Source organism: Paraburkholderia acidicola (assembly GCF_002362315.1).
Taxonomy (GTDB): domain Bacteria; phylum Pseudomonadota; class Gammaproteobacteria; order Burkholderiales; family Burkholderiaceae; genus Paraburkholderia; species Paraburkholderia acidicola.
Window position 1 is genome coordinate 321,340 of sequence record NZ_MTZV01000006.1, and the last position, 25,672, is coordinate 347,011.

Sequence of the window (25,672 nt, forward strand, 5' to 3'; positions counted from 1 at the left end):
TCTGCGTTTTTCTTTTCCTCCATCAAGTTCGTTCGCCGGGTTGCGCCGTCAGGAAACTGGCGGTGCGCCCGCGTCTGCGTTCGCGCTGAACACCAGACGTAAACATTTGTATCAGTTTGTGTTTCCTGCCCAGGTTTTTGTGACGCGCATTTTACAATGGCGCCCTGAAGGTTGAATGCCAGTCCGACCCCGTTTAGAGACGAACGAGGTGCTTTGCGCGCTTTTGCGTGCCGAAGTCGACTGGATGCATGATCGGGACCGGTTGCGGCTGCCGCGAGGCGGGCTCTCCGCAGGAAGCATCGGTCCCGGCGAATCGAGCAGGAGTCGAACATGTTGGGAAGTCGCTTCGACATCACGAAGATCGGTCTCGCGAGCCTTGGGCTCGCGATCGTAGTGAGTGGGTGTACGAACGTTGCACAGCAGAACCCGCCGACAATGGGCGCTACGCCGGTGGCGTCGGCGTCTACGGCAGTTGCGTCGGGCACCGCGGTGCCGACAGTGGCGGCCAGCCAGCCGGCAGCTACGCCGGCGCCAGCGCAGTTCTACGAGGTCCAGCGCGGCGATACGCTGAGCCGCATTGCGCAAGATCACAATTGCAGCGTGGCCGATCTACAGACGTGGAATGGCCTGAAGCGCGCGGGTCGTCTGAAGGCCGGGCAGACCTTGCGTCTGTCGCCGCCCGATGCGGAGAGCGCCGATGCTTCTTCGCAAACGGCGAAGCCTGCGAACGTACAGCGGGCCTCGAGTGCTGTAACTGCAAGCCCGTCGACCACGCCGAGCACCAATGCAACAGATACGACGCCGGATACCTCCGCCGCCCCCGATCCGGCAGTCAAACGTCAGGTGATGGCACAGACCGCACGTCACGCAAACCGTGTCACGTTGGCGTGGCCTGCGCAGGGCAAGGTCGTCGAGTCGTTCCAGCCTGGCGAAACGCGCGGCATCGAGATCAGCGGCAAGCCTGGCGATCCGATACGCGCGGCTGCGAGCGGCAAGGTCATGTATGCCGGCACCGGGCTCAACGAATACGGCAGCCTGATCATCGTCCAGCACAACAAGGATTTTCTGACGGCTTACTCGCATAACCGCAAGCTGCTCGTGAAGACCGGCGATTTCGTGCAGCAAGGGCAGCAGATCGCGGAGATGGGCGACGAAAACAATTCGCGTGTTGCGTTGCTGTTCGAAGTGCGACGCGACGGCAAGCCGGTCGATCCGATGCCGTATCTGCCGGGGAAGCAAGGTTGAGCTAGATTTCAGCTCCGCATAAAGCACTAACCGCGGCGTTTGAGTCGCCGGGGCTAGTGCTTTTCTACATGCGTGGAATCTAGAACGTATCGCCGGGAACCCGTACCCAGCCTTCCATCAACACGCGCGCGCTGCGGCTCATGATGGCTTTCTTCACGACCCATTCGCCGTCTACCTGGCTGGCCTCGGCACCGACACGCAGCGTGCCCGACGGATGCCCGAAGCGCACCGCCTGGCGTTCACCGCCACCGGCTGCGAGATTCACGAGCGTGCCCGGAATCGCGGCTGCGGTGCCGATGGCCACCGCAGCGGTGCCCATCATCGCGTGATGCAGTTTGCCCATCGACATCGCGCGCACCAGCAAGTCGACATCCGCAGCGGCGACCTGTTTGCCGCTGGAGGCCACATATCCGGCAGGCCGCGCAACGAACGCGACCTTAGGCGTATGCTGCCGCGTCGCGATTTCATCGATATGCTTGATCAGGCCCATGCGCACCGCGCCGTGCGCGCGAATCGTCTCGAACTTCGCCAGCGCCTTGTCGTCGCTATTGATCGCGTCCTGCAGTTCGGTGCCCTTATAACCAATCGCTTCAGCGTCGACGAAAATCGTCGGAATACCTGCGTTGATCATGGTGGCCTTCAACGTACCGACGCCCGGTACATCGAGGTCGTCGATCAGATTGCCGGTGGGGAACATCGAGCCGCCCACGCCGTCTTCTTCGGCGGCGGGATCGAGGAACTCGAGTTGCACTTCGGCGGCGGGGAAGGTCACGCCGTCCAGTTCGAAGCTGCCGGTTTCCTGCACCGCGCCATCGGTGATGGGCACGTGACCGATGATGGTCTTGCCGATATTGGCCTGCCAGATCCGCACGATGGCTACACCGTTGTGCGGAACACGGCTTGGGTCGACGAGCCCGGCGCTGATGGCGAACGGTCCCACCGCGGCGGACAAGTTGCCGCAATTACCGCTCCAGTCGACAAACGCCTTATCGATGGATACCTGGCCGAACAGGTAGTCGACGTCGTGATCGGGCTTGCTGCTCTTCGAAATGATGACGGTCTTGCTCGTGCTAGACGTCGCGCCACCCATGCCGTCGATCTGTTTGCCGTACGGGTCCGGACTACCGATCACACGCAACAGCAACGCATCGCGTGCGGCGCCCGGTGTCCGGGCAGCTTCGGGCAAATCCTGCAGACGGAAAAACACGCCTTTGCTGGTGCCGCCACGCATGTAGGTGGCGGGAATCTTGATCTGCGGTACGTGTGCCATGGCGTAGTTCTGTCCTGTTAAGACGCGGGCGAAGCGTCACCGCATCGCCCGCGTATCAAGCCCGGCGCGCAGCACAACACTGCTGTACGCCGTTGTTTCTCTCCATCAAGCCGCTGCTTTCGACGACTCAAGAAAGTCCTGCGCAAAGCGCTGCAGCACGCCGCCTGCTTCGTAGATCGACACTTCTTCCGCGGTATCGAGACGGCAGGTTACCGGTACTTCGACGCGCTCGCCGTTCTTGCGATGGATCACCAGCGTGAGATCGGTGCGCGGTTTGCGCTCGCCGGTGACATCGAACGTCTCGCTGCCGTCGATGCCGAGCGTCAGACGGTTCACGCCCGGCTTGAACTCCAGCGGCAACACGCCCATGCCGACCAGATTGGTACGGTGGATGCGCTCGAACCCTTCAGCGACGATCGCTTCAGCACCAGCCAGACGTACGCCTTTAGCGGCCCAGTCGCGCGACGAGCCCTGGCCGTAGTCGGCCCCCGCGATCACGATCAGCGGTTGCTTGCGTTCCATGTAGGTTTCGATCGCTTCCCACATGCGCGTGACCTTGCCTTCAGGTTCGATGCGAGCAAGCGAACCGGCCTTCACCTTGCCGTCTTCGAGCACCATCTCGTTCTTCAACGTGGGGTTGGCGAAGGTGGCGCGCTGCGCAGTCAGGTGGTCGCCGCGGTGCGTCGCGTACGAGTTGAAGTCTTCCTCCGGCAAACCCATTTTCGCCAGATACTCGCCCGATGCGCTATCGGGCAGGATCGCGTTGGAAGGCGACAGGTGATCGGTGGTGATGTTGTCGCCGAGCACGGCGAGCGCACGCATGCCCGCGAGCGTGCGCTCGCTGGCGAGCGCACCTTCCCAATACGGCGGGCGGCGGATGTAGGTGCTCATCGGGCGCCAGTCGTACAGCGGATCGGCGCGTTCGCCGGTGTCGGCGGTGACGGCAAACATCGGCTCGTACACCTTGCGGAACTGCTCCGGCTTCACGCTCGAAGCAACGATCGCGTCGATCTCTTCGTCGGATGGCCAGATGTCCTTGAGCATCACCGGATTTCCGGCGGCGTCGGTGCCCAGCACATCTTTCTCGATGTCGAAGCGGATCGTGCCGGCAATCGCATACGCGACTACCAGCGGCGGCGAGGCGAGGAAAGCCTGCCTGGCATACGGATGAATCCGGCCGTCGAAGTTACGGTTGCCGGACAGCACGGCAGTCGCGTACAGATCGCGCTCGACGATTTCTTTCTGGATTACCGGGGCCAGCGCGCCGGACATGCCGTTGCACGACGTGCACGCATAAGCGACCACGCCGAAGCCGAGCTGCTCCAGTTCCGGCAGCAGCTTCGCTTCTTCGAGGTAAAGCGTGACCGCTTTCGATCCCGGCGCAAGCGAACTCTTGACCCACGGCTTGCGCGTCAGACCGCGTTGATTGGCATTGCGCGCGAGCAGTGCCGCGGCAATCATGTTGCGCGGGTTGTTGGTGTTCGTGCAGCTCGTGATTGCTGCAATGATCACTGCGCCGTCGGGCATCAGCCCCGGCTCGTTCTCCACCTTACCGCTGATCCCGCGTGCGGCCAGCTCAGACACCGGCAACCGGCGATGCGGATTCGACGGACCGGCGAGCGTACGAACCACCGTCGATAGATCGAACTTCAACACGCGTTCGTATTGCGCAGTCTTCAGGCTGTCGGCCCACAGGCCGGTTTCCTTCGCGTACGTTTCCACGAGTTTGACGAGTTCGTCGTCGCGGCCCGTGAGCTTGAGGTACTTGATCGTCTGCTCGTCGATGTAGAACATCGCGGCCGTCGCGCCGAATTCGGGCGCCATGTTAGCGATCGTGGCGCGATCGCCGAGCGTGAGGTTTGCCGTGCCTTCGCCGTAAAACTCGAGATACGCACCGACCACTTTTTCCTTACGCAGGAATTCGGTCAGCGACAACACGGTGTCCGTCGCCGTGATTCCTGGACCCGGCTTGCCGGTCAGTTCCACACCGACGATATCCGGCAGACGCATATACGAAGCACGTCCCAGCATCACGCTTTCCGCTTCGAGGCCACCCACGCCGATGGCGATCACGCCGAGCGCATCGACCATCGGTGTATGCGAATCGGTGCCGACCAGCGTATCGGGAAACGCCACGCCGTCTTTCACCTGCACGACCGGGCTCATCCGCTCGAGGTTGATCTGGTGCAGGATGCCGTTGCCCGGCGGAATCACGTCGACGTTCTTGAACGCCTTCTTGGTCCAGTTGATGAAGTCGAAGCGGTCTTCGTTGCGTCGGTCCTCAATAGCGCGGTTCTTGTCGAACGCGTCGGGATCGAAGCCACCGCACTCGACCGCGAGCGAGTGGTCCACCACCAGTTGGGTCGGCACGACCGGGTTGACTCGCGCCGGGTCGCCACCCTGTGCAGCAATCGCATCGCGCAGGCCGGCGAGGTCGACGAGCGCGGTCTGGCCGAGGATGTCGTGGCAGACCACGCGTGCCGGGAACCACGGAAAGTCGAGATCGCGCTTGCGTTCGATGATCTGCCTGAGCGATGCATCGAGCGATGCCGGGTCGCAACGGCGCACGAGGTTTTCGGCGAGTACGCGCGAGGTGTACGGCAGCATGTCGTACGCGCCCGGCTGGAGCGCCTCGACCGCGGCGCGCGTGTCGAAGAAGTCCAGCTTGGCGCCTGGCAGGGGTTTGCGGTTTGCAGTGTTCATACCGTGGGGAATAAGAATGTGGTGCTCAGTGCTCTGCATGGGGGCGTCTTGCCGGACATCGCAGGACGTCAGCGGCAATTATCCCCCTTTCCCGATCAGCGCTTCACATCAACGTTTCGCGCGCGGCACGAATTTCAGGTTCTCCGGGCCGGTGTAATTTGCACTGGGCCGGATGATCTTGTTGTCGATGCGCTGCTCGATGATGTGCGCGCTCCAGCCGGCCGTGCGCGCGATCACGAACAGCGGCGTGAACATCGCCGTCGGCACGCCCATCATGTGGTACGACACCGCGCTGAACCAGTCAAGATTCGGGAACATCTTCTTGACATCCCACATCACGCTCTCGAGCCGCTCCGCGATATCGAACAGCTTCAGGTTCGAGGCTTCCTTCGACAGCTTGCGCGCCACTTCCTTGATCACCTTGTTGCGCGGATCGGAGATCGTGTACACCGGGTGACCGAAGCCGATCACGACTTCCTTGTTCTCGACGCGTTTGCGGATGTCGGCTTCTGCCTCGTCGGGGTTGGTGTAGCGCGATTGAATTTCGAAAGCGACTTCGTTTGCACCGCCGTGCTTCGGCCCGCGCAGCGCACCGATTGCACCGGTAATCGCCGAATACAGGTCCGAACCCGTGCCAGCGATTACGCGGCCGGTGAAGGTCGACGCGTTGAACTCATGCTCCGCGTACAGATTCAGCGACACATGCATCGCATCGACCCACGACTTCGACGGCGCAACGCCGTGCAGCAGATGCAGGAAGTGACCACCGATCGAATCGTCGTCGGTCTCGACCTCGATGCGCTTGCCGTTATGCGAGTAGTGATACCAGTACAGCAGCATCGACCCAAACGACGCCATCAGGCGGTCGGCGATATCGCGTGCGCCAGGCAGGTTGTGGTCGTCCTTCTCGGGCAAGACGGTACCGAGCACCGATGCGCCGGTGCGCATCACGTCCATCGGATGAGCCGAGGCGGGGATCCATTCGAGCGCGGCCTTCAGGTTCGCGGGCAGGCCGCGCAATGCCTTGAGCTTCGTCTTGTAGGCGGCGAGTTCGGCGGTATTCGGCAGCTTCTCGTGTACCAGCAGATAAGCGATTTCCTCGAATTCGCACGCACCGGCGATGTCGAGAATGTCGTAGCCGCGGTAGTGCAAATCGTTGCCCGTACGCCCGACCGTGCACAGAGCCGTGTTTCCTGCCGTTACGCCCGAGAGCGCGACGGATTTCTTCGGTTTGAACGCACCTGCGTTCGGGGTGCTGTTGTCTGCTTCGCTCATCGTATTTCTCCGGCGGCGTTCGTTACAGTGAGATTACTTTTGTGCGGCAAACAGCGCGTCGAGTTTGTCCTCGTACGTGTGATAGCCGAGGTAGCGATAGAGATCGGCGCGTGTCTGCATCGTAGCGACGGCGGCTTTCTGCGTGCCGTCACGCATCACCGTCTCGTAGAAGTTCAGCGCCGCGGCGTTCATCGCGCGGTAGGCGCCGCAGCAGTACAACGCGATGTCGACGTTCGCTTCGCGCAACTCGGTCGTCGTGAAGAACGGTGTCGAACCGAACTCCGTCAGGTTGGCGAGGATCGGTACTTTTACCGCGGCCTTGAAGCGGCGGTAGTCGTCGAGCGTGCGCATCGCTTCCGGGAAAATCATGTCAGCGCCAGCCTCGACATACGCGATGGCGCGCTCGATCGCGGCGTCGATGCCTTCGGCGTCGGCGGCGTCCGTGCGGGCCATGATCACGAAATGATCGTCGGTGCGCGCATCGACGGCCGCCTTCACGCGGTCGACCATCTCCGCAGTCGGCACGCATTCCTTGCCCGGCCGGTGGCCGCAGCGTTTCTGACCGACCTGATCCTCGAGATGCACCGCTGCAACACCTGCCTTGATGAACGAGCGGACCGTGCGCGCGATATTGAAGGCGCCGCCCCAGCCGGTGTCGATGTCGACGAGCAGGGGCAGGTTAGTCGCATCGGTGATGCGGCGCGCGTCGGTCAGGACGTCGTCCATTGTGCTGATGCCGAGATCGGGCACGCCGAGCGAATTCGCCGCTACGCCGCCGCCCGACAGATAAACGGCCTTGAAGCCGACCGCTTCGGCCATTTTCGCTGCGTAGGCCGTGACGGTGCCGACTACCTGCAACGGTTGCCCTGCGGCGACTGCCGCGCGGAACTGCGCGCCGGCGCTGGCCGGAGTTCGATGTGCTGTGCTCATGAAGCCTCCTGATAACAATGGCGTCGTGTTGTGCAAGGACCGGGCCAGCGGGCGTCGGGCCGCCCAAGTGCTTGATTCGTCGCTGGAACCGTCTGTAGTGGTGGGTGCTGGATATTCCATTTATGAAACATGAAATTTCATAAATGGAAGATTGGTTCATAATCGCGGCACGAACGTCGCACCTTTTCCACCATGTTTCCACCATGAACCGTCCTCCCGACACCCGCCCGCGTCCCCGCATCTGGGCCATCGGCATCAGCAAACTGCGCGACCTGTTTCGCGACATCGCCGGCGAATACGACAGCCGCGCCGAACTGCGGCTCGTATCGCGCGGCTACGAAGACGCGGTCACCGAAATCGCTGCGGCCGGCGCGCAGCGCCCGGATATCGTGGTCGCGGCGGGCTCGAACGGCACGTATCTGAAAGCGCGGATCCAGGTGCCGGTCGTGCTCGTTCATCCGACCGGTTTCGACGTGATGCACGCGCTCGCACGAGCCCGCCGCGATGCTTCGCCGGTTGCGCTCGTGACGCACGGTGAGACGCCGGCCGAAGTGCGCCGCTTCGTCGCGGCCTATGGCATCGATGTGGTGTTTGCGTCGTATCAGTCCGCGCAGGACGCGGAGGTCTGCGTGCTCGATCTGCGCGATCGCGGTATTGGCACGATCGTCGGGCCGGGGCTCGTTACGGACCTGGCCGCGCGAGCGGGCATGGCTGCGGTGTTCCTGTATTCGCGTGCGTCGGTGCGCGCGGCGTTCGATACCGCACTCGACGTCGCTCAAGCCACATCGAGCGAAGCGCTGCGCCGCCAGCGCCTCGACAACGTGTTGCAGCACCTGCGCGACGGCGTCGTCGCGCTCGATGCGCAGGGCCGCGTCGAAGCGATCAACCAGCAGCTTGCGCTCGCACTTGGCATCGATGCGGCGACGGCCGTCGGCCAGTCGCTGCTCGCGGTCGCGCCGGATCTGGCCGGCGCGATTCCCGATGCGGATGGTGAAACGCTGCAGACCGTGCGGGGTGTCGGCTACGTCGTGCATCGCGGGCCGCTCGTCGCTGCGGGACCGGACACGGCGACTGGCAGCGTGCTGACGTTTCACGAATCGCGCGCAGTCGAGCGGCTCGATCGCACGTTGCGTTCGCGGCAGCGCACGCAGCAATTCGTCGCGCGTTACCGTCTCGACGATCTGGTCGGCGAGTGCGCGGCGATCGAACGCGTGCGGCAACTCGCGCAGCGCTACGCGAAATCCGAGGCGACCGTGCTGATACTTGGCGAGAGCGGAACGGGCAAGGAGATGGTCGCGCAGGGTATCCACCGGATCAGCGCGCGTCGCGATTTTCCGTTCGTGGCGATTAACTGTGGCGCGTTTCCTGAGGCATTGCTCGAGAGCGAGTTGTTCGGCTACGAAGAGGGCGCTTTCACCGGTGCGCGGCGCGGCGGCAAGGCGGGACTCATCGAGGCGGCGCATCGCGGCACGCTGTTTCTCGATGAAATCGGCGAGATGCCGCTGCCGCTGCAGAGCCGGTTGCTGCGCGTGCTGCAGGAGCGTGAAGTCGTGCGGCTCGGCTCCACCGAGCCGACGCGCATCGATATCCGGGTTGTCGCGGCCACACATCGTGCGTTGATAGCTGCCGTCGATGCCGGCGTGTTCCGCGCCGATCTTTACTACCGGCTCAATATCCTGAACCTCGTGTTGCCGCCATTGCGCGAACGTGTGTCCGATGTGATGCCGCTTGCCGCCGAGTTGCTGCGCCAGGCTGCACGCCGCGAGCCACGACTCACCGCACGTATCCGCACACGCGAGGATGCCGCACGCGTGCTCGCGCTAGTCGGCGAACCGCTGCGGCAACATGCGTGGCCGGGCAATGTGCGGGAACTGCAGAATGTGATCGAGCGGATTGCGGTCGAACTCGCCGATAGCGACCCGGCTCGCGACGACGCTGCGAGCGTGCCGGAACTGACGCGCGACGTGCTTCATTCGATTGCGCCCGAGGTGTTTGGGCACGCGCAGCAGGTCGCGGCCGCACTGACGCTGCGTCAGCGCAGCCGGCGCGTCGAGGCGGAGCAGGTACAGGCGGCACTCGATGCGTGCGGTGGAGATCGCGACGAGGCATGTCGGGCGCTGGGTATCAGCAAGACGACGCTGTGGCGCAAGCTGAATGGCGGGCGGTGACGCGCTGGGCCGGGTCAGTTTGCGGGTGAGTCACGAAGCGTGCCAAAGATCAGGACACAAGCCGCGCCACAGATCAGCCCGCAAGAAAATCAAGCACAGCCGCGACGATCGCTTCAGGCGCATCTTCCTGCATCAGATGACCGGCGTGCGCCACCGGTGCGAAGCGTGCGCCAGGCACGATACCGGCCAGATGACGGCCGCGTTCGATGGGAATCCACTGATCGTCCTCGCCCCAGAGAATCTGCGTGCGGCAGCGTATCTGCGCGTAGCGGCTTTCGATCTCGTCGGTATAGCGCTGATCCATCTGCGCGATCTGCCGGTAGAACGCAGCCTGGCCCATATCGCCGAGCCACGGTGAGACGTACGGCGCGAGTTCGCTGTCCGCTATGTCGCGTGCAATTGCACCGCGCACATACGCATTGACGATGGCCTCGTGAATATACGGCGGCAGTCCCTCGAATGCGGCACTGTGTTCGCGCACGTGGCGCACGAACGGCGAACCCCATGGCGCGACCGCCACCGGATCGATCAGCGTGAGGCTGCGATATTCACAGCCGTCGAGCAGATGAGCGCGCAACGCGGTCGCGCCACCGAAGTCGTGCGCGACGACATCGGGTCTATCGAGCTGCCAGTGCGCGAGCAGTTCCGCCAGCAGTGCGTTCTGCACCCCCAGCGAGACGTCCTGTTCCTGCCGTTTTTCCGACTGGCCATAACCGAGCAGATCGTAAAGATGGACAGTCCGCACCCTTGCGAGATGCGGCGCGATGCGATGCCAGACATACGACGAGAACGGCGTGCCGTGTATCAGGACGAGCGGGGGACCGCTGCCTTCCACCCGAAAACGCACGGCCTGATTGCGAAACACGTAGTGCTGATCGAGCGGCCAGGGTTTCATTGGGCGTGATTGCGGTAAAGGGCGATCTGCTGACGTTAGCAGGGCCCGGTATCGCGTCTCAATCGGGGATTGCGCGAGGCGCCGAACGGGCTTTCATAATTGAAAGTTAAATGTAATGTGCCAAACTTTTTAAGGCGGCGTCAAATAAAGTTTGACGGGTAAATTTTTTCCCTGATATCTTCTGCACCCAACAGGAAACCGAAAGCTATATTACGTCGGACCGTTGTTCAGCCTACGATACCCCGTCTTTTATTACCTACGATTTCATGCAATTGCATGACGAGGGCGGCGCTTTGGGTGCGGTCGGGACAAGTTTTAGATGGGAAATAGGTACTAACCCGAATCAGTCGGAGTTAATGGCCAGAATAAGAGCCAGGGTTTCGCAACGTGTTAATCGGCAAGCCGGGCAAAACCACGATTTCAGTCAGTGCAATAAGCATAACGAAAAATTAGAGTGCGAATCTTTTCAAGCAGATTAGGTATACGAATCAAATAGTAACGCGGTGATGAATGCACCGCCCGGCAGTGAATACGAGGTGTCGCAAGCAGAGTGGATGGCGGTCGCGCCAGCACCTGCAACAGGTGGGTCAGGTAGTGGGCTTCAGGGCACGAGAAAGGATGCGGCGTTGCAACGCCGTGCATAGCGCGCCGACGGACGGTGTCGCGGCGCGAAACCGGTTGGATCTTACCGACGAGTGAGAGGGGAATAATGAAACAAAGAGCATTGGCCGTAGCGATCAGACGCATCGTTTGGGCCGAACTGGCATTTGCAGCGACGCTGGCCACACCGGCCTTTGCGCAGAGCCAGCCGGTGGCTGGCCCGGCATCGGCAGCCGATACGCTGGCGCAGGCCCCGGTGATCGTCGCGCAAGCGAACACCCCTTCGACTGCTCAGGGCACCAAGTCCCACACAACCCCGGGCGCGTCGGCCACCACACCCGCTACTCCTGCCACTTCCGCTACCTCCACGACACCCAATACGATCACGCAGGGCAAGGACGGCGTCGCGCAGCTCAAGCGCTTCGAGGTGACGGGCTCGCTGATCCGCAGTTCCGACAAGGTCGGCTTCAATCAGGTTCAGACGGTCACCGCGAAGGACATCGAGAACAGCGGTCAGAACAGCGTCGCCGACTTCCTGCGCAGTACCTCGGCGAACTCGGCGAGCAGCTGGGCGGAAGGCACGACGAACAGCTTCGCGCCTGGCGGCGCCGGCATCGCACTGCGTGGCCTGAGCGAGAAGTACACGCTGGTGCTGATCGACGGTCTGCGGGTGGCGCCGTATGCGTTCGCGACGAACGTCACCGATCAGTTCTTCGACCTGAACACGCTGCCGCTGAACATCATCGACCGGATCGAAATCGTCAAGACGGGCGCGGTGTCGCAGTACGGCTCCGACGCGATCGCGGGCGTGGTCAACATCATCACGAAGAAGAACTTCCAGGGCTTGCAGCTCGACGGTAGCTACGGCGGCGCGACGCAGGATGGCGGCGGCGCGGGCACGACCAAGTTGAGCGTGCTGGGCGGCTTCGGCGATCTGAACTCGGACCGCTTCAACGTCACGGCAGCCCTCAGCATGTATCGCTTCAACGGCGTGTCGGCCGCGGATCGCGATACCACGCAGAATCAGAATTTCTCGAACTTCCCCGGCGGCCTGTACAACCAGTCGACGTCGTACTGGCGGGATCCGACAGGCGCGAGGGTGCCGCTCAGCCCCTGTCCTTATAACGGCTCGCCGATCTCGGGCACGGCTACTGCACGGATTAACGGCGCGGGCACGGTGTGCCAGAACAACACGGCATACGCAACCTCATTGTCGCCGTGGACCGAGCGCCTGAGCGCGAAGGTGCACGCAGACTTCAAGATCAGCGACTCGATGCAGGCATTCGCCGATCTGTGGGAAAGCAACAACCGGACGAACACGAACAACTTCGTCGGTGGTCTCGGCAACAACACGCAGGCGTACGATCCGGCGACCGGCGGCCTGCACGTGATCTCCAACGTGGTGCCAGCGAGCAACCCGTACAACCCATACGGCGTGCCATCCAGGCTTGTCTATTCGTTCCCGAATACGCAATCGGTGCTTACCACAGCAAACTTCTGGCGTGCAGCTACTGGGTTGAAGGGCACGATCTCGACGCCGTACGTCGGAGACCTGGACTGGGCCGCGTCGTACTCGCATTCGCAGGACACGGTTTCGAACGAATTCACGAACCGGCTCAGCGCGAGCGCACTGCAGAACATCGTCCAGAACGGTGTGTTCAACTTCGAGAATCCTTCGGCGACGCCGAACGGTCTTGCAGGCCTGTACCAGAGCACCAACACGCAGGCGATCACGAAGCTCGATGCATTGGACGCGACGCTGTCGACGCCGACGCTGTTCAAGCTGCCCACGGGTAACGTCGGGCTGGGTCTCGGGGCGCAGTTCATGCACCAGAGCCAGTATGTCGGCGAAGGTCTGGGCTGGGCGGACGGTTCGCTGGTGACGCCGGCGCTGCAGTCGGTCACCGGCCAGCGCAATGTCGCGGCGGTCTACTACCAGATCGATATCCCAATCCTGCAGAACCTGACGTTCAGCCAGTCGGGCCGCTACGACCACTACAGCGACTTCGGCGGCGCATTCTCGCCGCGCTTCGCATTGCGTTACCAGCCGGTTCGCGAGCTGACGATGTACGGCTCGTATAACCGTGGCTTCCGTGCGCCGACGCTGATCGAGAACACCTCGTCGAAGAGCTTCAGTGCGCAGGCTGCGGTCGACCAGCACGATCCGAACAATCCGGGCGCGTTTGGTCTCATCGAGGAAGTCCAGGCCGGCAACCGCAGCCTGCAACCGGAACGCACGAAGAACTACAACGTGGGCTTCCAGTTGTCGCCGGCCCGCAACACCGATATCGGTTTCGACTGGTACAAAATTCACATCGACAACGTGATCGGCACGCAGGACATCCAGGCGACGGTCGACGCGAACGATCCGACGCAGGTGGTCCGCAATACGAACGGTTCGATTGCCTATGTGTTGATGCCGTTCCAGAACCTGGCGTCGCTCGACACCGACGGTTTCGAGACCACGTTCCGTCAGTCGCTGCCGACGAAGATCGGTACCTTCACGCTGTCCGGCGACTGGGCGTACGTGTGGCACTTCAAGATGCCGGTGGGTGGCGTATCGACCGACTTCGCGGGTAACAACGGTTCGCTGAACCAGCCGTTCGGCGGCAGCTTCCCGCGCTGGAAGGGCAATACGAACCTGAACTGGAACTACCAGAGCAAGTGGAACGCCACGCTGACCTGGCAATACACGGGTCCGTACACGCAGGCGATCCTCCAGCCGGGTCAGTATCCGAACCTGCAAAGCAGCGTGGCGTCGTATAGCCAGTTCAATCTGTTCTTCAGCTATACGGGTATCAAGCACTGGACGCTGTACGCGGGTATCGACAACATCTTCAACCGCGCGCCGCCGTTCGATCCGGTCTACATGAACTCGAGCTACCAGACCGGTTACGATTCGTCGCTGTACACCTACATCGGTCGCTTTGCACAAATCGGCGCAACGTATAAGTTCTGATGTAGCCTCGCGTCTATCGGGCATTTGACGGGCCGTTCCAGTCTCCGAACATCGGCGGGAACGGCCCGCTTCATTTACCCGACACCCTGCCGGGTTCGATGCGCAGTGAATATGTCAAGCCCGGTGGCATCGTACCGATTCAACGTCGGCCGCGTGCCGACGTATTCATGTATCCACGTATTCACGACCGGACGGATGATGAAATTTGCAACATCGCGTGCGAAGCAGATCACGCGGGCAGCCGCCGCGCTGCTAGTGGCGCTCACGGCATATGTGATGGCGCCGGATGCGGCGCAGGCCGTCACCGGGCTCGCGCAGTACGGCCAGCCGAAATACCCGCCCGGTTTCACGCATTTCGACTATGCGGACCCTGACGCGCCGGCCAACGGCACCCTGAATTACGAAAACTACGGTCCCGCGCAGAGCTACGATTCGCTGAATCCGTTCCTCTTGCGCGGTTCCCCCGCGCCCGACATCCAGATTCTGATGTTCGACACGCTGCTGCAGCGCAGCTGGGACGAACTGGCATCGTCGTACGCGCTGATCGCCGACGACGTCGAGGTAGCGCCGGACGGCCTGTCGGCAACCTTTCATGTGAACCCGGCCGCACGCTTCTCGAACGGGGATCCAATCACTGCCGCCGACGTCAAGTATTCGTTCGACACGCTGACGAGCCCGCAAGCGTCGCCGATCGTCAGTGCGCAGTTCTCGATCATCAAGCGGGCGACGGTCGTCGACCGGCAGACTGTCCGCTTCGACTTTGTCCGCGCCGATCGCAGCGCGCCGCTGATCGCTGGCGACCTGCCGGTGTTCTCGCCGAAGTGGGGGATGGACGCTAACGGCAAGCGCCCGCCGTTCGACCAGATCGCGACCGTGCCGCCCATCGCGAGCGGCGCGTACCTGATCGATCGGCGTCAGAACGACAAGCAGATCTCGTATGTCCGCATTCCGAACTACTGGGCGGCGAACCTGCCGACCCGGCGCGGGATGTTCCGCTTCCAGCGCGTCCTGTTCAAGCTCTATCTGGATCACTACACACAGCTCGAGGCGTTCAAGGCGGGCGATACAGATGCGCGGATGGAGTACAGCTCGAGCACATGGGCGCGCAAGTACGTCGGCAAGAATTTTCGCAACGGGATGCTGAAGAGGGCCACTTTCCCGGATGGTCCCGCGCAGATGCAGGGCCTGCTGATCAATATGCGCAAACCGATGTTCAAGGATGTGCGCGTGCGCCACGCACTGACACTTGCGTTCGACTACGACTGGATGAACCGGATGATGTTCTCGGACCAGTACCGGCGCACCAACAGCTTCTGGGAGGCGAGTCCGTTCAAGGCGACCGGCGTGCCGACCAGCAAGGAACTCGCATTGCTCGAGCCGTTTCGCGCCGAGCTGCCTGCCGAGGTGTTCGGGCCGATGACCCAGCAGCCGTCGACGCTGCCGCCGCGCTCGCAGCGCGCGAACCTGCTCGAGGCGCGTGATCTGCTCGCGCAGGCCGGCTGGCACTATCGCGATGGCGCACTGCGCGATGCGAACGGCACGGCGATGACGATCGAGATCATGGATGACCAGCCCGGGATGGACCGGATCATCCTGCCGTACACGCAGGCGCTCGCGATGCTCGGCATCCAGGCTCATCTGCGGGAGATCGATAGCGCGCTGTATCAGAAGCGGCTCGACAACTTCGAATACGACATGACGACGCTGATCTACAACCCGGTGACGATTCCGGGCGCGGAACTGACACGTCGGTTCGGCAGCGCGGCGGCGTTGCAACCGGGCTCGGAGAATTACCCCGGAGTGCGCTCGAAGGCCGTCGATGCGCTGATCGCCGCGGCGCTCAACGCGCAGTCGCTCGACGACCTCGAAACGGCGATCCATGCACTCGATCGGGTGCTGATCAATATGTACATCCTCGTCCCGGAGTACTACCTGCCGAACGCACGGATCGCGTACAAGAGCACGCACGATCATCCGAAGATCGTGCCGGATTCCTATCAATACGAAGACTGGATCATTAACTACTGGTACCAGAAACAGCCGGCGTCGTCCGGTGCAGTGCACTAGCGAGGACGAAACGATGCTCACCTACATACTCAGACGTTTGTTGCTAATGGTGCCCACGCTGCTAGGCGTCGTCACACTGACCTTTGTCGTCACGCAGTTCGTGCCGGGTGGGCCGGTCGAACAGGTGATGATGCAACTCCGCCACGGCACCAGCCGTGGCGGAGAGGCGGGGTCGGGCGGTGGCGGCTATCACGGCAGCCAGGGCGTCGACCCGCAGCAGATCGAACAGATCAAGAAGGAGTTCGGTTTCGACAAGCCGCCACTCACGCGTTACGTGCTGATGCTGAAGAACTACGCGACCTTCAACCTCGGTCAGTCCTACTACCAGCACGACAGCGTGTGGGACGTAATCCGCTCGAAGCTGCCGGTATCGATCACGCTCGGGTTATGGACCGTGCTGCTCACGTACCTGATATCGGTGCCACTGGGGATCGCGAAGGCGGTACGCAACGGCTCGCGCTTCGACACGGTGACGAGCGTACTGGTGCTCGCCGGTTACGCGATACCGGGCTTCGTGCTCGGCGTGCTGCTGATCATGCTGTTCGGTGGCGGCACGTTCTGGCAGGTGTTCCCGATGCGCGGCATCACTTCCGACAACTTCAGCGATCTCAGCGTCGCGGGCAAGATCCTCGACTATCTGTGGCACATCGCATTGCCGGTTACTGCATCGGTGGTCGGCAACTTCGCGATCGTCACGATCCTCACCAAGAACACCTTCCTCGAGGAGATCGGCCGGCAATATGTGCTGACCGCGCGTGCCAAGGGGGCCGCCGAGCGTGACGTGCTGTGGAAGCACGTGCTGCGCAACGCGGCCATTCCGCTGCTGACCGGTCTGCCGGCCGCCTTCGTCGGTGCCTTCCTGAACGGCAACCTGCTCATCGAAACGCTCTTCTCGCTCAACGGTATGGGTCAGCTGTCCTACGACTCCGTGATCCGCCGCGACTATCCCGTGGTGCTCGGCTCGCTGTTTCTGTTCACGCTGATCGGCCTCGTAACCAAACTTATTGCTGACGTCTGCTATGTCCTCGTCGACCCCCGCATCCAGTTCAACCGCATGGACCACTGAGTCCGCGGTCGTCACCCAGGCACCGTCACCTTCTCCGTGGCGGCGCACGTGGTGGCGCTTCAGACAGCAGCGGCTCGGTTACTGGAGCCTCATCATCTTCGGTGCGCTGTTTGTCATCAGCCTCTTTGGCGAGCTGCTGGCGAACGATCGTCCGCTCGTCGTGCGCTACGAGGGCCATTACTACTTTCCGATCGTGAAGGACTATTCGGAGCTGGTGTTCGGCGGCGACTTCCCGGCGCGTGCGAACTACCTCGATCCGTATATCCGCTCACGGCTCGAATCGAAGGGTAACTTCGCGATCTATCCGCCGAACCACTACCACTACGACACCATCGATTACTTCGCCGCGCACCCGTTTCCGGCACCGCCGTCGGCGACTAACTGGCTCGGTACGGACCAGTTCGGGCGGGACGTACTGTCGCGCCTGCTGTACGGGTTCCGGCTGTCGGTGCTGATGGCGCTTGCGCTGACGGTATCGGGTGTCCTGCTCGGGGTGCTGACAGGGGCCGTGCAGGGCTTCTACGGAGGACGCACCGACCTGATCGGCCAGCGCCTGATCGAGATCTGGAGTTCGATGCCGGATCTGTACCTGCTGATCATCTTCGCCTCGATCTTCGAGCCGACGCTGTGGCTGCTGTTTATCCTGCTGTCGATGTTCGGCTGGCTGGTCCTGTCCGACTACGTGCGCGCCGAATTCCTGCGCAACCGCTCCCTCGATTACGTGAAGGCCGCCCGTACCATGGGTCTCACGAACTGGCAGATCATGTGGCGCCACGTACTGCCCAACAGCCTGACGCCGGTCATCACGTTCCTGCCGTTCCGCATGAGTGCCGCAATCCTCTCGCTGACCAGTCTCGACTTCCTCGGTCTCGGCGTCCCACCGCCCACCCCAAGCCTCGGCGAGCTGCTGCAGGAGGGCAAGAACAACCTCGATGCGTGGTGGATCTCGATCTCGGCGTTCTCGGCGCTGGTGATTACGCTGCTGCTGCTGACCTTCATGGGCGATGCACTGCGTAACGCGCTCGACACGCGCATGCGCGGTTCGGCATTCGGCGGAGGCAAGTGATGGCCCAACCTCTACTGGAAATCGACCGCTTCTCGGTGCGCTTTGGCGACAAGGTTGCGGTGCAGGAACTAAGCCTGTCGATCGGGCGCGGCGAACGCGTCGCACTCGTCGGTGAATCGGGCTCGGGCAAGAGTGTCACCGCACTGTCCATCCTGCGGCTTGTCGCGCAGGCGGAACTGAGCGGACGCATCCTGCTCGACGGTGATGACCTGCTGCAGAAGACCGAGCAGCAGATGCGTGGCATTCGCGGTGCCGATGTGGCGATGGTGTTTCAGGAGCCGATGACCGCGCTCAACCCGCTCTATACGATCGGCAAGCAGATTGCGGAGAGCCTGCGGTTGCACGAGGGCTTAAGACCCAATGCGGCCCGTCAGCGCGGTATCGAACTGCTCAAACGCACCGGCATTCCCGAGCCGGAACGGCGGATCGACAGCTTTCCGCACCAGTTGTCGGGCGGCCAGCGCCAGCGCGCGATGATCGCGATGGCGCTCGCGTGCCGGCCACGCCTGCTGCTCGCCGACGAGCCGACCACCGCGCTCGACGTGACCGTGCGCCAGCAGATCGTCGACCTGCTGATCGGCCTGCAGGAGCAGGAAGCGGCAGACCGCGGCATGGCCGTGCTGCTGATCACGCACGACCTGAACCTGGTAAAACGCTTCGCGCAGCGCGTGGCGGTGATGGAGAAGGGCGTGCTGGTGGAAACCAACACCACCGAAGAACTGTTCTCGAACCCGCAGCACCCGTACACGAAGCGGCTGCTCGACAGCGAGCCGCAGCGCGCAATCGATGCGATCGAACCGGATGCGCGCACACTGCTCGACGTGGAGGGACTCGCGATCGATTACCGGATTCCGGCCAAGGGCTGGCGTTCGATGTTCGGCCGCGCGACGTTCCGCGCTGTACACGAACTCGATCTGAACCTCAAACGTGGAGAAACGCTGGGTATCGTTGGCGAGTCGGGCTCCGGGAAATCGACGCTGGCGGCGACCGTGCTGGGGCTGCAGCGACCTGCGACCGGTGAGATCAGGATCGACGGCATACCGTTGCCGAAGTCAGGACAGAGCCGCGAGCGTCGCGAACTCTGCGCACGCATGCAGGTGGTGTTTCAGGACCCGTTCGGCTCGCTCTCGCCGCGCATGACCGTCGAACAGATCATCGGCGAAGGGCTCGCGGTACACCATGCGCATATCGATCCCAAGGACCGGCGCGGACGGGTTGCAGCGCTACTCGAGGAAGTCGGCATGCCGGCCGAATCGATGGTGCGCTATCCGCATGAATTCTCGGGTGGCCAGCGGCAGCGGATCGCAATTGCACGCGCACTCGCGGTCGAACCGGAACTGCTCGTGCTCGACGAGCCGACCAGCGCGCTCGACGTGTCGATCCAGAAGCAGGTGCTGAACCTGCTGACGAAACTGCAGAAGAAATACCAGCTGAGCTATCTGTTCATCACGCACGATCTGGCGGTGATGCGCGCGATGGCGCATCGGGTGATCGTGATGAAGTCAGGGCGCATTGTGGAATCCGGTGATACGCTCGATGTGCTGCGCACGCCGTCGCATCCTTATACCCAGTCGTTGCTGGCGTCGTCGATTGGCAATCTGTCGTGAAGCGTGATGAGGTTGCTGCTTGACGATCTGAGTCTGGTGATGGAGTGCTCGCCGCCGATCACGATCAAGGTGAGCACTTCCAGGAGGGCGCTGCGTTTCATGATCGAAGCGCAGCCCCCAGCGTCAATGCATCATCGTCATTCAAGCCCACGCAGCACCTGCGCGACCCGACCATGCTCATGCAGCACCGCCGGGCTCGCCTGCAGCAACGGCAGATAGCGCTCAAGAAACGCGTTATTCGGTGTATCCGCCGAAAAGAGCGCACCCACCGACTGCGCGGCGGCAATACGATCCTCCGCAGTCGCCTTATCGTCGTCGAGCACTTCATCGACATTCGCAATCGTCGTCGACAGCGCCGACAACCAGCGAAACCCCGACCCATTGATCAGCACCTGCAGGAACGCAGCCGGCGTAGCGGGACCGAACTCCTGCTCATACGCTGCGCGCTCGTGATCGAGAATCGACTTGTGCAGCGCGAGCAGCGGCTTGCGCACGTCCGACAGAAACTGGATGGCTTGTGCTTCGTTCATGGTTCGGCTCCGTGCGGATAGATCGAAATGGTTTAGCGGCGAATCGTGGGCTCGCTCTATATATGGTTCCAGTCGCCGCCACTACAACTGCAATATCCATCGACGCCGCTTTTCCCGCAGCGCTACAATCATCGCACCTCTTCTGCACGGGCAGTCTACCGGGCAGTGCGCTCTTCAACGGCGGGATCGCTTCACTGTATCAGGGTCTATTGGCGTCTCTTGCAGAATAGATTGAGCGAGTCGCCGCATTTTAGTGTCGTGCCGGCATACAAACCGGCCAGCAAGACAGTCGACCCACCCTCGACTCACGATCAATAAACAACAACCCCACAACCGGAGCAGCCCATGACAACGCTCACCATCAACGGTCAGACCCACACCGTCGACGCGCCTCCCGACATGCCTCTGCTATGGGTGCTGCGCGATCTGATCGGTCTGACCGGCACCAAGTTCGGCTGCGGTATTGCGCAGTGCGGCGCCTGTACGGTCCATCTCGACGGCGTGGCGGTCCGGTCGTGCGTGCTGCCCGCAGCAGCCGTCGGCGACCGCAAGATCACGACGATCGAAGCGGTTGGCGACACGCCCGCCGGCAAGAAAGTCCAGCAGGCATGGCGGCAGCTCGACGTGGTGCAGTGCGGCTACTGTCAGTCCGGGCAGGTCATGTCGGCGGCGTCGCTGCTCGCACAGAACGCCAGTCCTTCCGATGCGGACATCGATGCGGCAATGGCAGGCAACATCTGCCGCTGCGGCACCTACAACCGCATCCGCGCAGCGATCAAGCACGCTGCGAAGGAGGCGTGACATGTCCCAAGGACTGCTCGATGCGCAAAACGGCGCATCACGCGCGACCGACGGGTCGCGCATCACACGTCGCACGTTCCTCAAATTCGGTGTGACGGTTGGCGTAGCGACCGGCGGTGGCCTGTTGCTCGGTTTCAGCCTGCCGGCGGCTAGCCAGGGCGGTACCGCCGCACTTCGCAAAACGGTGATCGGTGGCGATGGAAATGAAACCGCGCAGAACGGTGTGTTCGCGCCGAACGCGTTCATCCAGATCGATACCGCGGGCAAGGTCACGCTCGTGATCCCGAAGGTCGAGATGGGTCAAGGCGTGTACACGTCGATTCCGATGCTGATCGCGGAAGAACTCGAAGTGCCGCTCGACAGCGTCACGATCGATCACGCGCCGCCCGACGAAAAGCTCTTCATGGATCCGCTGCTCGGCGGACAGCTGACCGGCGGCTCGACGTCGATCCGCTATGCATGGGAACCGATGCGCCGTGCCGGTGCGACTGCCCGTGTGCTGCTGATCGGCGCTGCTGCGCAGCAATGGCAGGTCGATCCGGCGTCGTGTCACGCGGAGAGCGGTCAGGTGATCCATGCGGCGAGCAAGCGCAGTGCTGGCTACGGTCAGCTCGTCGGCGCGGCTGCGAAACTGCCGGTACCGAAGGACGTCCCGCTCAAGAAACCCGCCGATTTCAAGCTGATCGGCACGCCGGCCAAACGGCTCGATTCGCCGGAGAAGGTCGACGGCACCGCGGTGTTCGGGCTCGACGTGCGGCTGCCGGACATGGTCTATGCCGCGATCGCGAATTGCCCGGTGTTTGGCGGCACGCTCGAAAGCGTCGACGATACGAACGCGAAGAAGATCCCCGGTGTGCGCCAGGTGGTGAAGATCGACAACGCGGTAGCGGTGATCGGCGACCATACGTGGGCCGCCAAACGTGGCGTGATGGCGCTCGACATCAAGTGGAACGAAGGCGAGGGCGCGAACCTGTCGATGAAGCAGATCGTTGCCGATCTCGCCCAGGCGTCGCAGCGCAACGGCGCGGTCGCACGCAAGGAAGGCGATGTCGGCAACGCGTTCTCGAATGCGAAGACGCGCATCGACGCGGTCTACCAGCAACCGTTCCTTGCGCACGCAACGATGGAGCCGATCAACTGCACGGTGCACGTGCGGTCCGACGGCTGCGATATCTGGGTCGGCACACAGGTACCGACGCGCGCAGTCGATGCCGGCGTGAAGGTGACCGGGCTGCCAGCGGAGAAAATCGTCGTGCACAACTATCTGCTCGGCGGCGGTTTCGGGCGGCGGCTCGAAACCGATGCGATCACGCAGGCGCTGAAGGTCGGCAAGCAGCTCGGTGTGCCGGTCAAGGTGGTGTGGACGCGCGAGGAAGACATCCAGCACGACATGTATCGCCCGTACTACTACGATGCGATTTCGGCGGGGCTCGATGCGAATGGCAAGCCGGTCGCGTGGCAGCACCGGATCGTCGGCTCGTCGATCATGGCGCGCTTCGCGCCGCCTGCGTTCAAGAACGGTCTCGATCCGGACGCGGTCGAGGTCGCCGCCGATCTTCCCTACGATCTGCCCAACCAGCTCGTCGACTACGTGCGCCAGGAGCCGCACGCGGTGCCAACCGCGTTCTGGCGCGGTGTGGGGCCGACGCGCGGCACGTTTGTCGTCGAGAGTTTTATCGATGAACTGGCGGCGCAGGCCAAGGTCGATCCGGTCAAGTACCGGCGCGATCTGCTCGGCAAATCGCCGCGCGCGCTTAACGTGCTCGATGTCGCCACCAACGCGGCCAACTGGGGCAAGACGACCGTGCCGAAGGGGCAGGGACGTGGCGTGTCGGTGATGCATGCGTTCGGCAGCTTCTTCTCGATGGTCGCGGACGTGACTGTCGATCAGGGCGAGGTGACGGTGAACCGCATCGTGTGCGCAGTCGATTGCGGCATGGTTGTCAATCCGAACACGATCGAGGCGCAGGTGCAGGGCGGCATCATCTTCGGGATCACGGCGGCGCTCTACAGCGAGATCACGATCGAAGAAGGCCGTGTCCAGCAGAACAACTTCACCGACTACCGCATGTTGCGTATCGATCAGGCGCCGGAGATCGAAGTGCATATCGTGAAGAGCGCGGAAGCGCCCGGAGGCATCGGCGAGCCCGGCACGTCCGCGCTCGCGCCGGCGGTTGCAAACGCAATCTACGCGGCGACGGGCAAGCGGCTGCGGCAATTGCCGGTTGGCACGCAGCTCAAGACCGCATAACGGGAGACAGACATGAATCGCACACTCAAGCTTGTGAGCGCGGCTGTCTTCGCTACGTATGCGGTGCTGCCGTCGCTGGTCCAGGCTCAAGGATCAACACCGGCCGCGACAGCCACTGCCGACGATACGTTAGTGCAGCGTGGCGCCTATCTCGCGAAGGTCGGCGACTGCATCGCCTGCCATTCGGCGCCGCGCGGCAAGCCATTCGCCGGCGGCCTGCCGATGACGACGCCGATGGGCGCGATCTACACGACCAACATCACGCCCGACCCGGAGACCGGTATCGGCAACTACACGGAGGAAGATTTCTCGCGCGCGCTGCGCGAGGGCGTCGCGAAGGACGGCCACAACCTGTACCCGGCGATGCCTTATCCGTCGTACGCCAAGGTCAACGACGACGATACGCGCGCGCTCTATGCGTACTTCATGCACGGCGTCGCACCGGTGAAGCAGGCGAACCGCGAATCGGATATCAAGTGGCCGCTCAACATGCGCTGGCCGCTCATGTTCTGGAACATGGTGTTCCTCGACAAGGGCGTCTACCAGGACAAGACCGGCAAGGACGTTGCATGGAACCGCGGGGCCTACCTGATTCAGGGGCTCGGCCATTGCGGTTCGTGCCATACGCCGCGCGGTGTTGCATTCCAGGAGAAGGCGCTCGACGAAACCGGCAGCGCGTATCTGAGCGGTGGCGTACTCGACGGCTGGTTCGCGGCGAACCTGACCGGCGAGCATAACGTCGGACTCGGCCGATGGTCGGAACAGGACGTCGCGCAGTTCCTGAAGACGGGCGCGAACCAGCACGCGTCGGCGTTCGGTTCGATGACGAGCGTGATCAACAACAGCACGCAGGCGATGACCGATCCCGACGTCACCGCGATGGCGCGCTATCTGAAGTCATTGCCGCCGGTGGGCGGCAACGGTGCCGCGCCGTATACGTATGACGCACAGGCGACGAAGGCGTCGCTCGCGCGACCCGCGAACGATGCCGGCGCACGCGTGTACACCGCGTACTGCATGCATTGCCACGGCGTGGACGGGCGCGCCTTCGCACCGCTGCTCGCGCCGCTGGCGGGCAATCCGAACGTGCTGGAGGCGGATGCGTCGTCGCTCGTCAACGTCACGCTGAACGGCACCGGCGATCTGGTGATTCAGGGGATTCCGGCGGCGTATCCGATGCCGAAGTTTGCACCGGTGCTCAGCGATCAGCAGATCGCGGATGTGCTGACTTTTGTGCGCGCGGGGTGGAACAATCATGCGCCGGGTGTCACGGCTGCAGAGGTGGCGAAGCTGCGTAAGTCGACGCAGGCTGCTGCGCGATAGGGGCTTGTGCGACCGGCCGCCGGTTTGCGTGGCGGCCGGTTGTTCGTTGCCGGTTCCGTTGCAATCGTGTCCGATGATTGCCGGTGTGATGACGCGCTTTAAGGGCTTTGACTGCGCTGCCATCACGTGCGTTGACGTCGGGTTCCGGCGTCGCATCCGCAATGGTCGGTTCTGGTCGCGACATAGCCCTCGATAACACCTCTGCTTCGGATCTGCCGGTATTTCTTCGCATTGTTGCCGAGGGTGAGGACTCGACGTTCGTATGATCGACGGTGGATTGCTGTGCTGACACCGAGGAGCGTCATGAATCATCCCGCAAGAGTAACCGGCGACGCCCATCGCTATTGGGGAGATCCTCTTAAAGAGACCGGTTCTGTGTCTGTGTCCGGGCGCGCATCGCCGCAATCACCCATTCACGCAGGGCGGTTTGATTTGCCGCAGGCACCGAAGGCGCTGCTATTGACACGGACAGGGTCGCCGGGCGCGCCGCCGCTACCACCGAAGGAGTTGCCGGACCCGGATACTTCGGGCGGTGTGCCGCCGCAACCGCAGAGGGCAACATCGCCGGCTCAGCCACCTCCGCCGTACGAACCCGAGGCGAGGGATGCACCGCTGATTCCGCCGAGCGGATCGTCGTATCGGCCGCCGGTGCCACCGAAGCCGTGGTTGAGCCCGAAGGCTGCGGACAACGAACAGGCGCAGCGGCCGGGGGTAGCGTTGCTGGCCCAACCCTCTCCGCCGTACGAACTTGACGCAGGGTATGTACCGCTGAGTCTGCTGAGCGGGTCGTCATACCGGCCGCCGGTGCCACCGAAGCCGTGGTTGAAGCCGAAGACTCCGGATTGTGTGCAGCCACAACCGCAGAGATCAGCATCGTCGGCTCAGTCACTTCCTCCAACGTATGAACTTGAGGCGG

General features: G+C 62.7%; 16 protein-coding genes. 10 read left to right on the top strand and 6 right to left on the bottom strand.

Features of this window, described 5'->3' with window-relative positions; genetic code table 11:
* The first annotated feature begins 330 nt into the window (after nucleotides 1-330).
* Entirely contained in the window at nucleotides 331-1,245 is a 915-nt protein-coding gene (locus tag BWP39_RS20450; protein WP_096723525.1) for a peptidoglycan DD-metalloendopeptidase family protein, read from the top strand.
* A gap of 79 nt (nucleotides 1,246-1,324) precedes the next feature.
* Here BWP39_RS20450 and prpF read toward each other — a convergent pair whose 3' ends face one another.
* The 4 genes from prpF to prpB form a co-directional block, all read right to left on the bottom strand.
* Nucleotides 1,325-2,515 (bottom strand): 2-methylaconitate cis-trans isomerase PrpF, encoded by a 1,191-nt coding sequence (prpF, locus tag BWP39_RS20455; RefSeq protein ID WP_096723527.1) that lies wholly within the window; start codon nucleotides 2,513-2,515, stop codon nucleotides 1,325-1,327.
* 105 nt (nucleotides 2,516-2,620) lie between these two features.
* On the bottom strand, nucleotides 2,621-5,218 hold the full coding sequence (gene acnD / locus BWP39_RS20460) for a Fe/S-dependent 2-methylisocitrate dehydratase AcnD (RefSeq protein ID WP_096723529.1): 2,598 nt from the start codon (nucleotides 5,216-5,218) through the stop codon (nucleotides 2,621-2,623).
* A gap of 108 nt (nucleotides 5,219-5,326) precedes the next feature.
* Nucleotides 5,327-6,493 carry a bifunctional 2-methylcitrate synthase/citrate synthase gene (prpC, locus tag BWP39_RS20465; RefSeq protein ID WP_096723531.1) on the bottom strand — a complete coding sequence of 389 codons (1,167 nt, stop codon included), beginning with the start codon at nucleotides 6,491-6,493 and terminating at the stop codon, nucleotides 5,327-5,329.
* A gap of 33 nt (nucleotides 6,494-6,526) precedes the next feature.
* On the bottom strand, nucleotides 6,527-7,423 hold the full coding sequence (gene prpB / locus BWP39_RS20470; protein ID WP_096723533.1) for a methylisocitrate lyase: 897 nt from the start codon (nucleotides 7,421-7,423) through the stop codon (nucleotides 6,527-6,529).
* 203 nt (nucleotides 7,424-7,626) lie between these two features.
* Between prpB and prpR the strand changes: the two genes are divergently transcribed.
* Entirely contained in the window at nucleotides 7,627-9,591 is a 1,965-nt protein-coding gene (gene prpR, locus BWP39_RS20475) for a propionate catabolism operon regulatory protein PrpR (RefSeq protein WP_096723535.1), read from the top strand.
* Between the two features lie 73 nt (nucleotides 9,592-9,664).
* Here prpR and BWP39_RS20480 read toward each other — a convergent pair whose 3' ends face one another.
* The gene (locus BWP39_RS20480; RefSeq protein WP_096723537.1) at nucleotides 9,665-10,486 is read right to left on the bottom strand and encodes an alpha/beta fold hydrolase; all 822 of its coding nucleotides are present in this window, start codon (nucleotides 10,484-10,486) and stop codon (nucleotides 9,665-9,667) included.
* 709 nt (nucleotides 10,487-11,195) lie between these two features.
* On the opposite strand from BWP39_RS20480, the gene BWP39_RS20485 reads away from it, so the two are divergent.
* From BWP39_RS20485 to BWP39_RS20505, 5 genes are all read left to right on the top strand, one after another.
* Complete coding sequence (locus BWP39_RS20485; RefSeq protein WP_096723539.1) at nucleotides 11,196-14,045, top strand: TonB-dependent receptor; 2,850 nt, start codon at nucleotides 11,196-11,198, stop codon at nucleotides 14,043-14,045.
* Between the two features lie 198 nt (nucleotides 14,046-14,243).
* Nucleotides 14,244-16,112: an extracellular solute-binding protein gene (locus BWP39_RS20490; protein WP_207556992.1), complete on the top strand. Its 1,869-nt coding sequence runs from the start codon at nucleotides 14,244-14,246 to the stop codon at nucleotides 16,110-16,112.
* A gap of 13 nt (nucleotides 16,113-16,125) precedes the next feature.
* Nucleotides 16,126-17,178, top strand: coding sequence for a microcin C ABC transporter permease YejB (locus tag BWP39_RS20495; RefSeq protein WP_096726052.1), 1,053 nt, complete (start codon nucleotides 16,126-16,128; stop codon nucleotides 17,176-17,178).
* The gene (locus BWP39_RS20500) at nucleotides 17,132-18,244 is read left to right on the top strand and encodes an ABC transporter permease (RefSeq protein ID WP_096717034.1); all 1,113 of its coding nucleotides are present in this window, start codon (nucleotides 17,132-17,134) and stop codon (nucleotides 18,242-18,244) included. Before BWP39_RS20495 ends, BWP39_RS20500 begins: the two co-directional genes overlap by 47 nt.
* Nucleotides 18,244-19,851 (top strand): ABC transporter ATP-binding protein, encoded by a 1,608-nt coding sequence (locus BWP39_RS20505; RefSeq protein WP_096723543.1) that lies wholly within the window; start codon nucleotides 18,244-18,246, stop codon nucleotides 19,849-19,851. The genes BWP39_RS20500 and BWP39_RS20505 overlap by 1 nt, the downstream gene beginning before the upstream one ends.
* Before the next feature lie 137 nt (nucleotides 19,852-19,988).
* Here the strand turns inward: BWP39_RS20505 and BWP39_RS20510 are convergent, their stop codons facing one another.
* On the bottom strand, nucleotides 19,989-20,381 hold the full coding sequence (locus tag BWP39_RS20510; RefSeq protein ID WP_096723545.1) for a hypothetical protein: 393 nt from the start codon (nucleotides 20,379-20,381) through the stop codon (nucleotides 19,989-19,991).
* A gap of 345 nt (nucleotides 20,382-20,726) precedes the next feature.
* On the opposite strand from BWP39_RS20510, the gene BWP39_RS20515 reads away from it, so the two are divergent.
* Genes BWP39_RS20515 through BWP39_RS20525 form a run of 3 tightly spaced genes read left to right on the top strand, consistent with a single transcriptional unit; the run spans nucleotide 20,727 to nucleotide 24,756 of the window.
* Entirely contained in the window at nucleotides 20,727-21,182 is a 456-nt protein-coding gene (locus BWP39_RS20515; protein WP_096723547.1) for a (2Fe-2S)-binding protein, read from the top strand.
* Nucleotide 21,183: 1 nt separating this feature from the next.
* Nucleotides 21,184-23,433: a xanthine dehydrogenase family protein molybdopterin-binding subunit gene (locus BWP39_RS20520; RefSeq protein WP_096723549.1), complete on the top strand. Its 2,250-nt coding sequence runs from the start codon at nucleotides 21,184-21,186 to the stop codon at nucleotides 23,431-23,433.
* A 12-nt stretch (nucleotides 23,434-23,445) separates the two neighbouring features.
* Complete coding sequence (locus tag BWP39_RS20525) at nucleotides 23,446-24,756, top strand: cytochrome c (protein ID WP_096723551.1); 1,311 nt, start codon at nucleotides 23,446-23,448, stop codon at nucleotides 24,754-24,756.
* Nucleotides 24,757-25,672 lie beyond the last annotated feature (916 nt).

What these genes read in the sequence shown, in the direction of transcription:
- BWP39_RS20450 (WP_096723525.1), top strand. Translation starts at nt 331, where the DNA reads ATGTTGGGAAGTCGCTTCGACATCACGAAGATCGGTCTCGCGAGCCTT.
- prpF (WP_096723527.1), bottom strand. Translation starts at nt 2,515, where the DNA reads ATGGCACACGTACCGCAGATCAAGATTCCCGCCACCTACATGCGTGGC.
- acnD (WP_096723529.1), bottom strand. Translation starts at nt 5,218, where the DNA reads ATGAACACTGCAAACCGCAAACCCCTGCCAGGCGCCAAGCTGGACTTC.
- prpC (WP_096723531.1), bottom strand. Translation starts at nt 6,493, where the DNA reads ATGAGCGAAGCAGACAACAGCACCCCGAACGCAGGTGCGTTCAAACCG.
- prpB (WP_096723533.1), bottom strand. Translation starts at nt 7,423, where the DNA reads ATGAGCACAGCACATCGAACTCCGGCCAGCGCCGGCGCGCAGTTCCGC.
- prpR (WP_096723535.1), top strand. Translation starts at nt 7,627, where the DNA reads ATGAACCGTCCTCCCGACACCCGCCCGCGTCCCCGCATCTGGGCCATC.
- BWP39_RS20480 (WP_096723537.1), bottom strand. Translation starts at nt 10,486, where the DNA reads ATGAAACCCTGGCCGCTCGATCAGCACTACGTGTTTCGCAATCAGGCC.
- BWP39_RS20485 (WP_096723539.1), top strand. Translation starts at nt 11,196, where the DNA reads ATGAAACAAAGAGCATTGGCCGTAGCGATCAGACGCATCGTTTGGGCC.
- BWP39_RS20490 (WP_207556992.1), top strand. Translation starts at nt 14,244, where the DNA reads ATGAAATTTGCAACATCGCGTGCGAAGCAGATCACGCGGGCAGCCGCC.
- BWP39_RS20495 (WP_096726052.1), top strand. Translation starts at nt 16,126, where the DNA reads ATGCTCACCTACATACTCAGACGTTTGTTGCTAATGGTGCCCACGCTG.
- BWP39_RS20500 (WP_096717034.1), top strand. Translation starts at nt 17,132, where the DNA reads ATGTCCTCGTCGACCCCCGCATCCAGTTCAACCGCATGGACCACTGAG.
- BWP39_RS20505 (WP_096723543.1), top strand. Translation starts at nt 18,244, where the DNA reads ATGGCCCAACCTCTACTGGAAATCGACCGCTTCTCGGTGCGCTTTGGC.
- BWP39_RS20510 (WP_096723545.1), bottom strand. Translation starts at nt 20,381, where the DNA reads ATGAACGAAGCACAAGCCATCCAGTTTCTGTCGGACGTGCGCAAGCCG.
- BWP39_RS20515 (WP_096723547.1), top strand. Translation starts at nt 20,727, where the DNA reads ATGACAACGCTCACCATCAACGGTCAGACCCACACCGTCGACGCGCCT.
- BWP39_RS20520 (WP_096723549.1), top strand. Translation starts at nt 21,184, where the DNA reads ATGTCCCAAGGACTGCTCGATGCGCAAAACGGCGCATCACGCGCGACC.
- BWP39_RS20525 (WP_096723551.1), top strand. Translation starts at nt 23,446, where the DNA reads ATGAATCGCACACTCAAGCTTGTGAGCGCGGCTGTCTTCGCTACGTAT.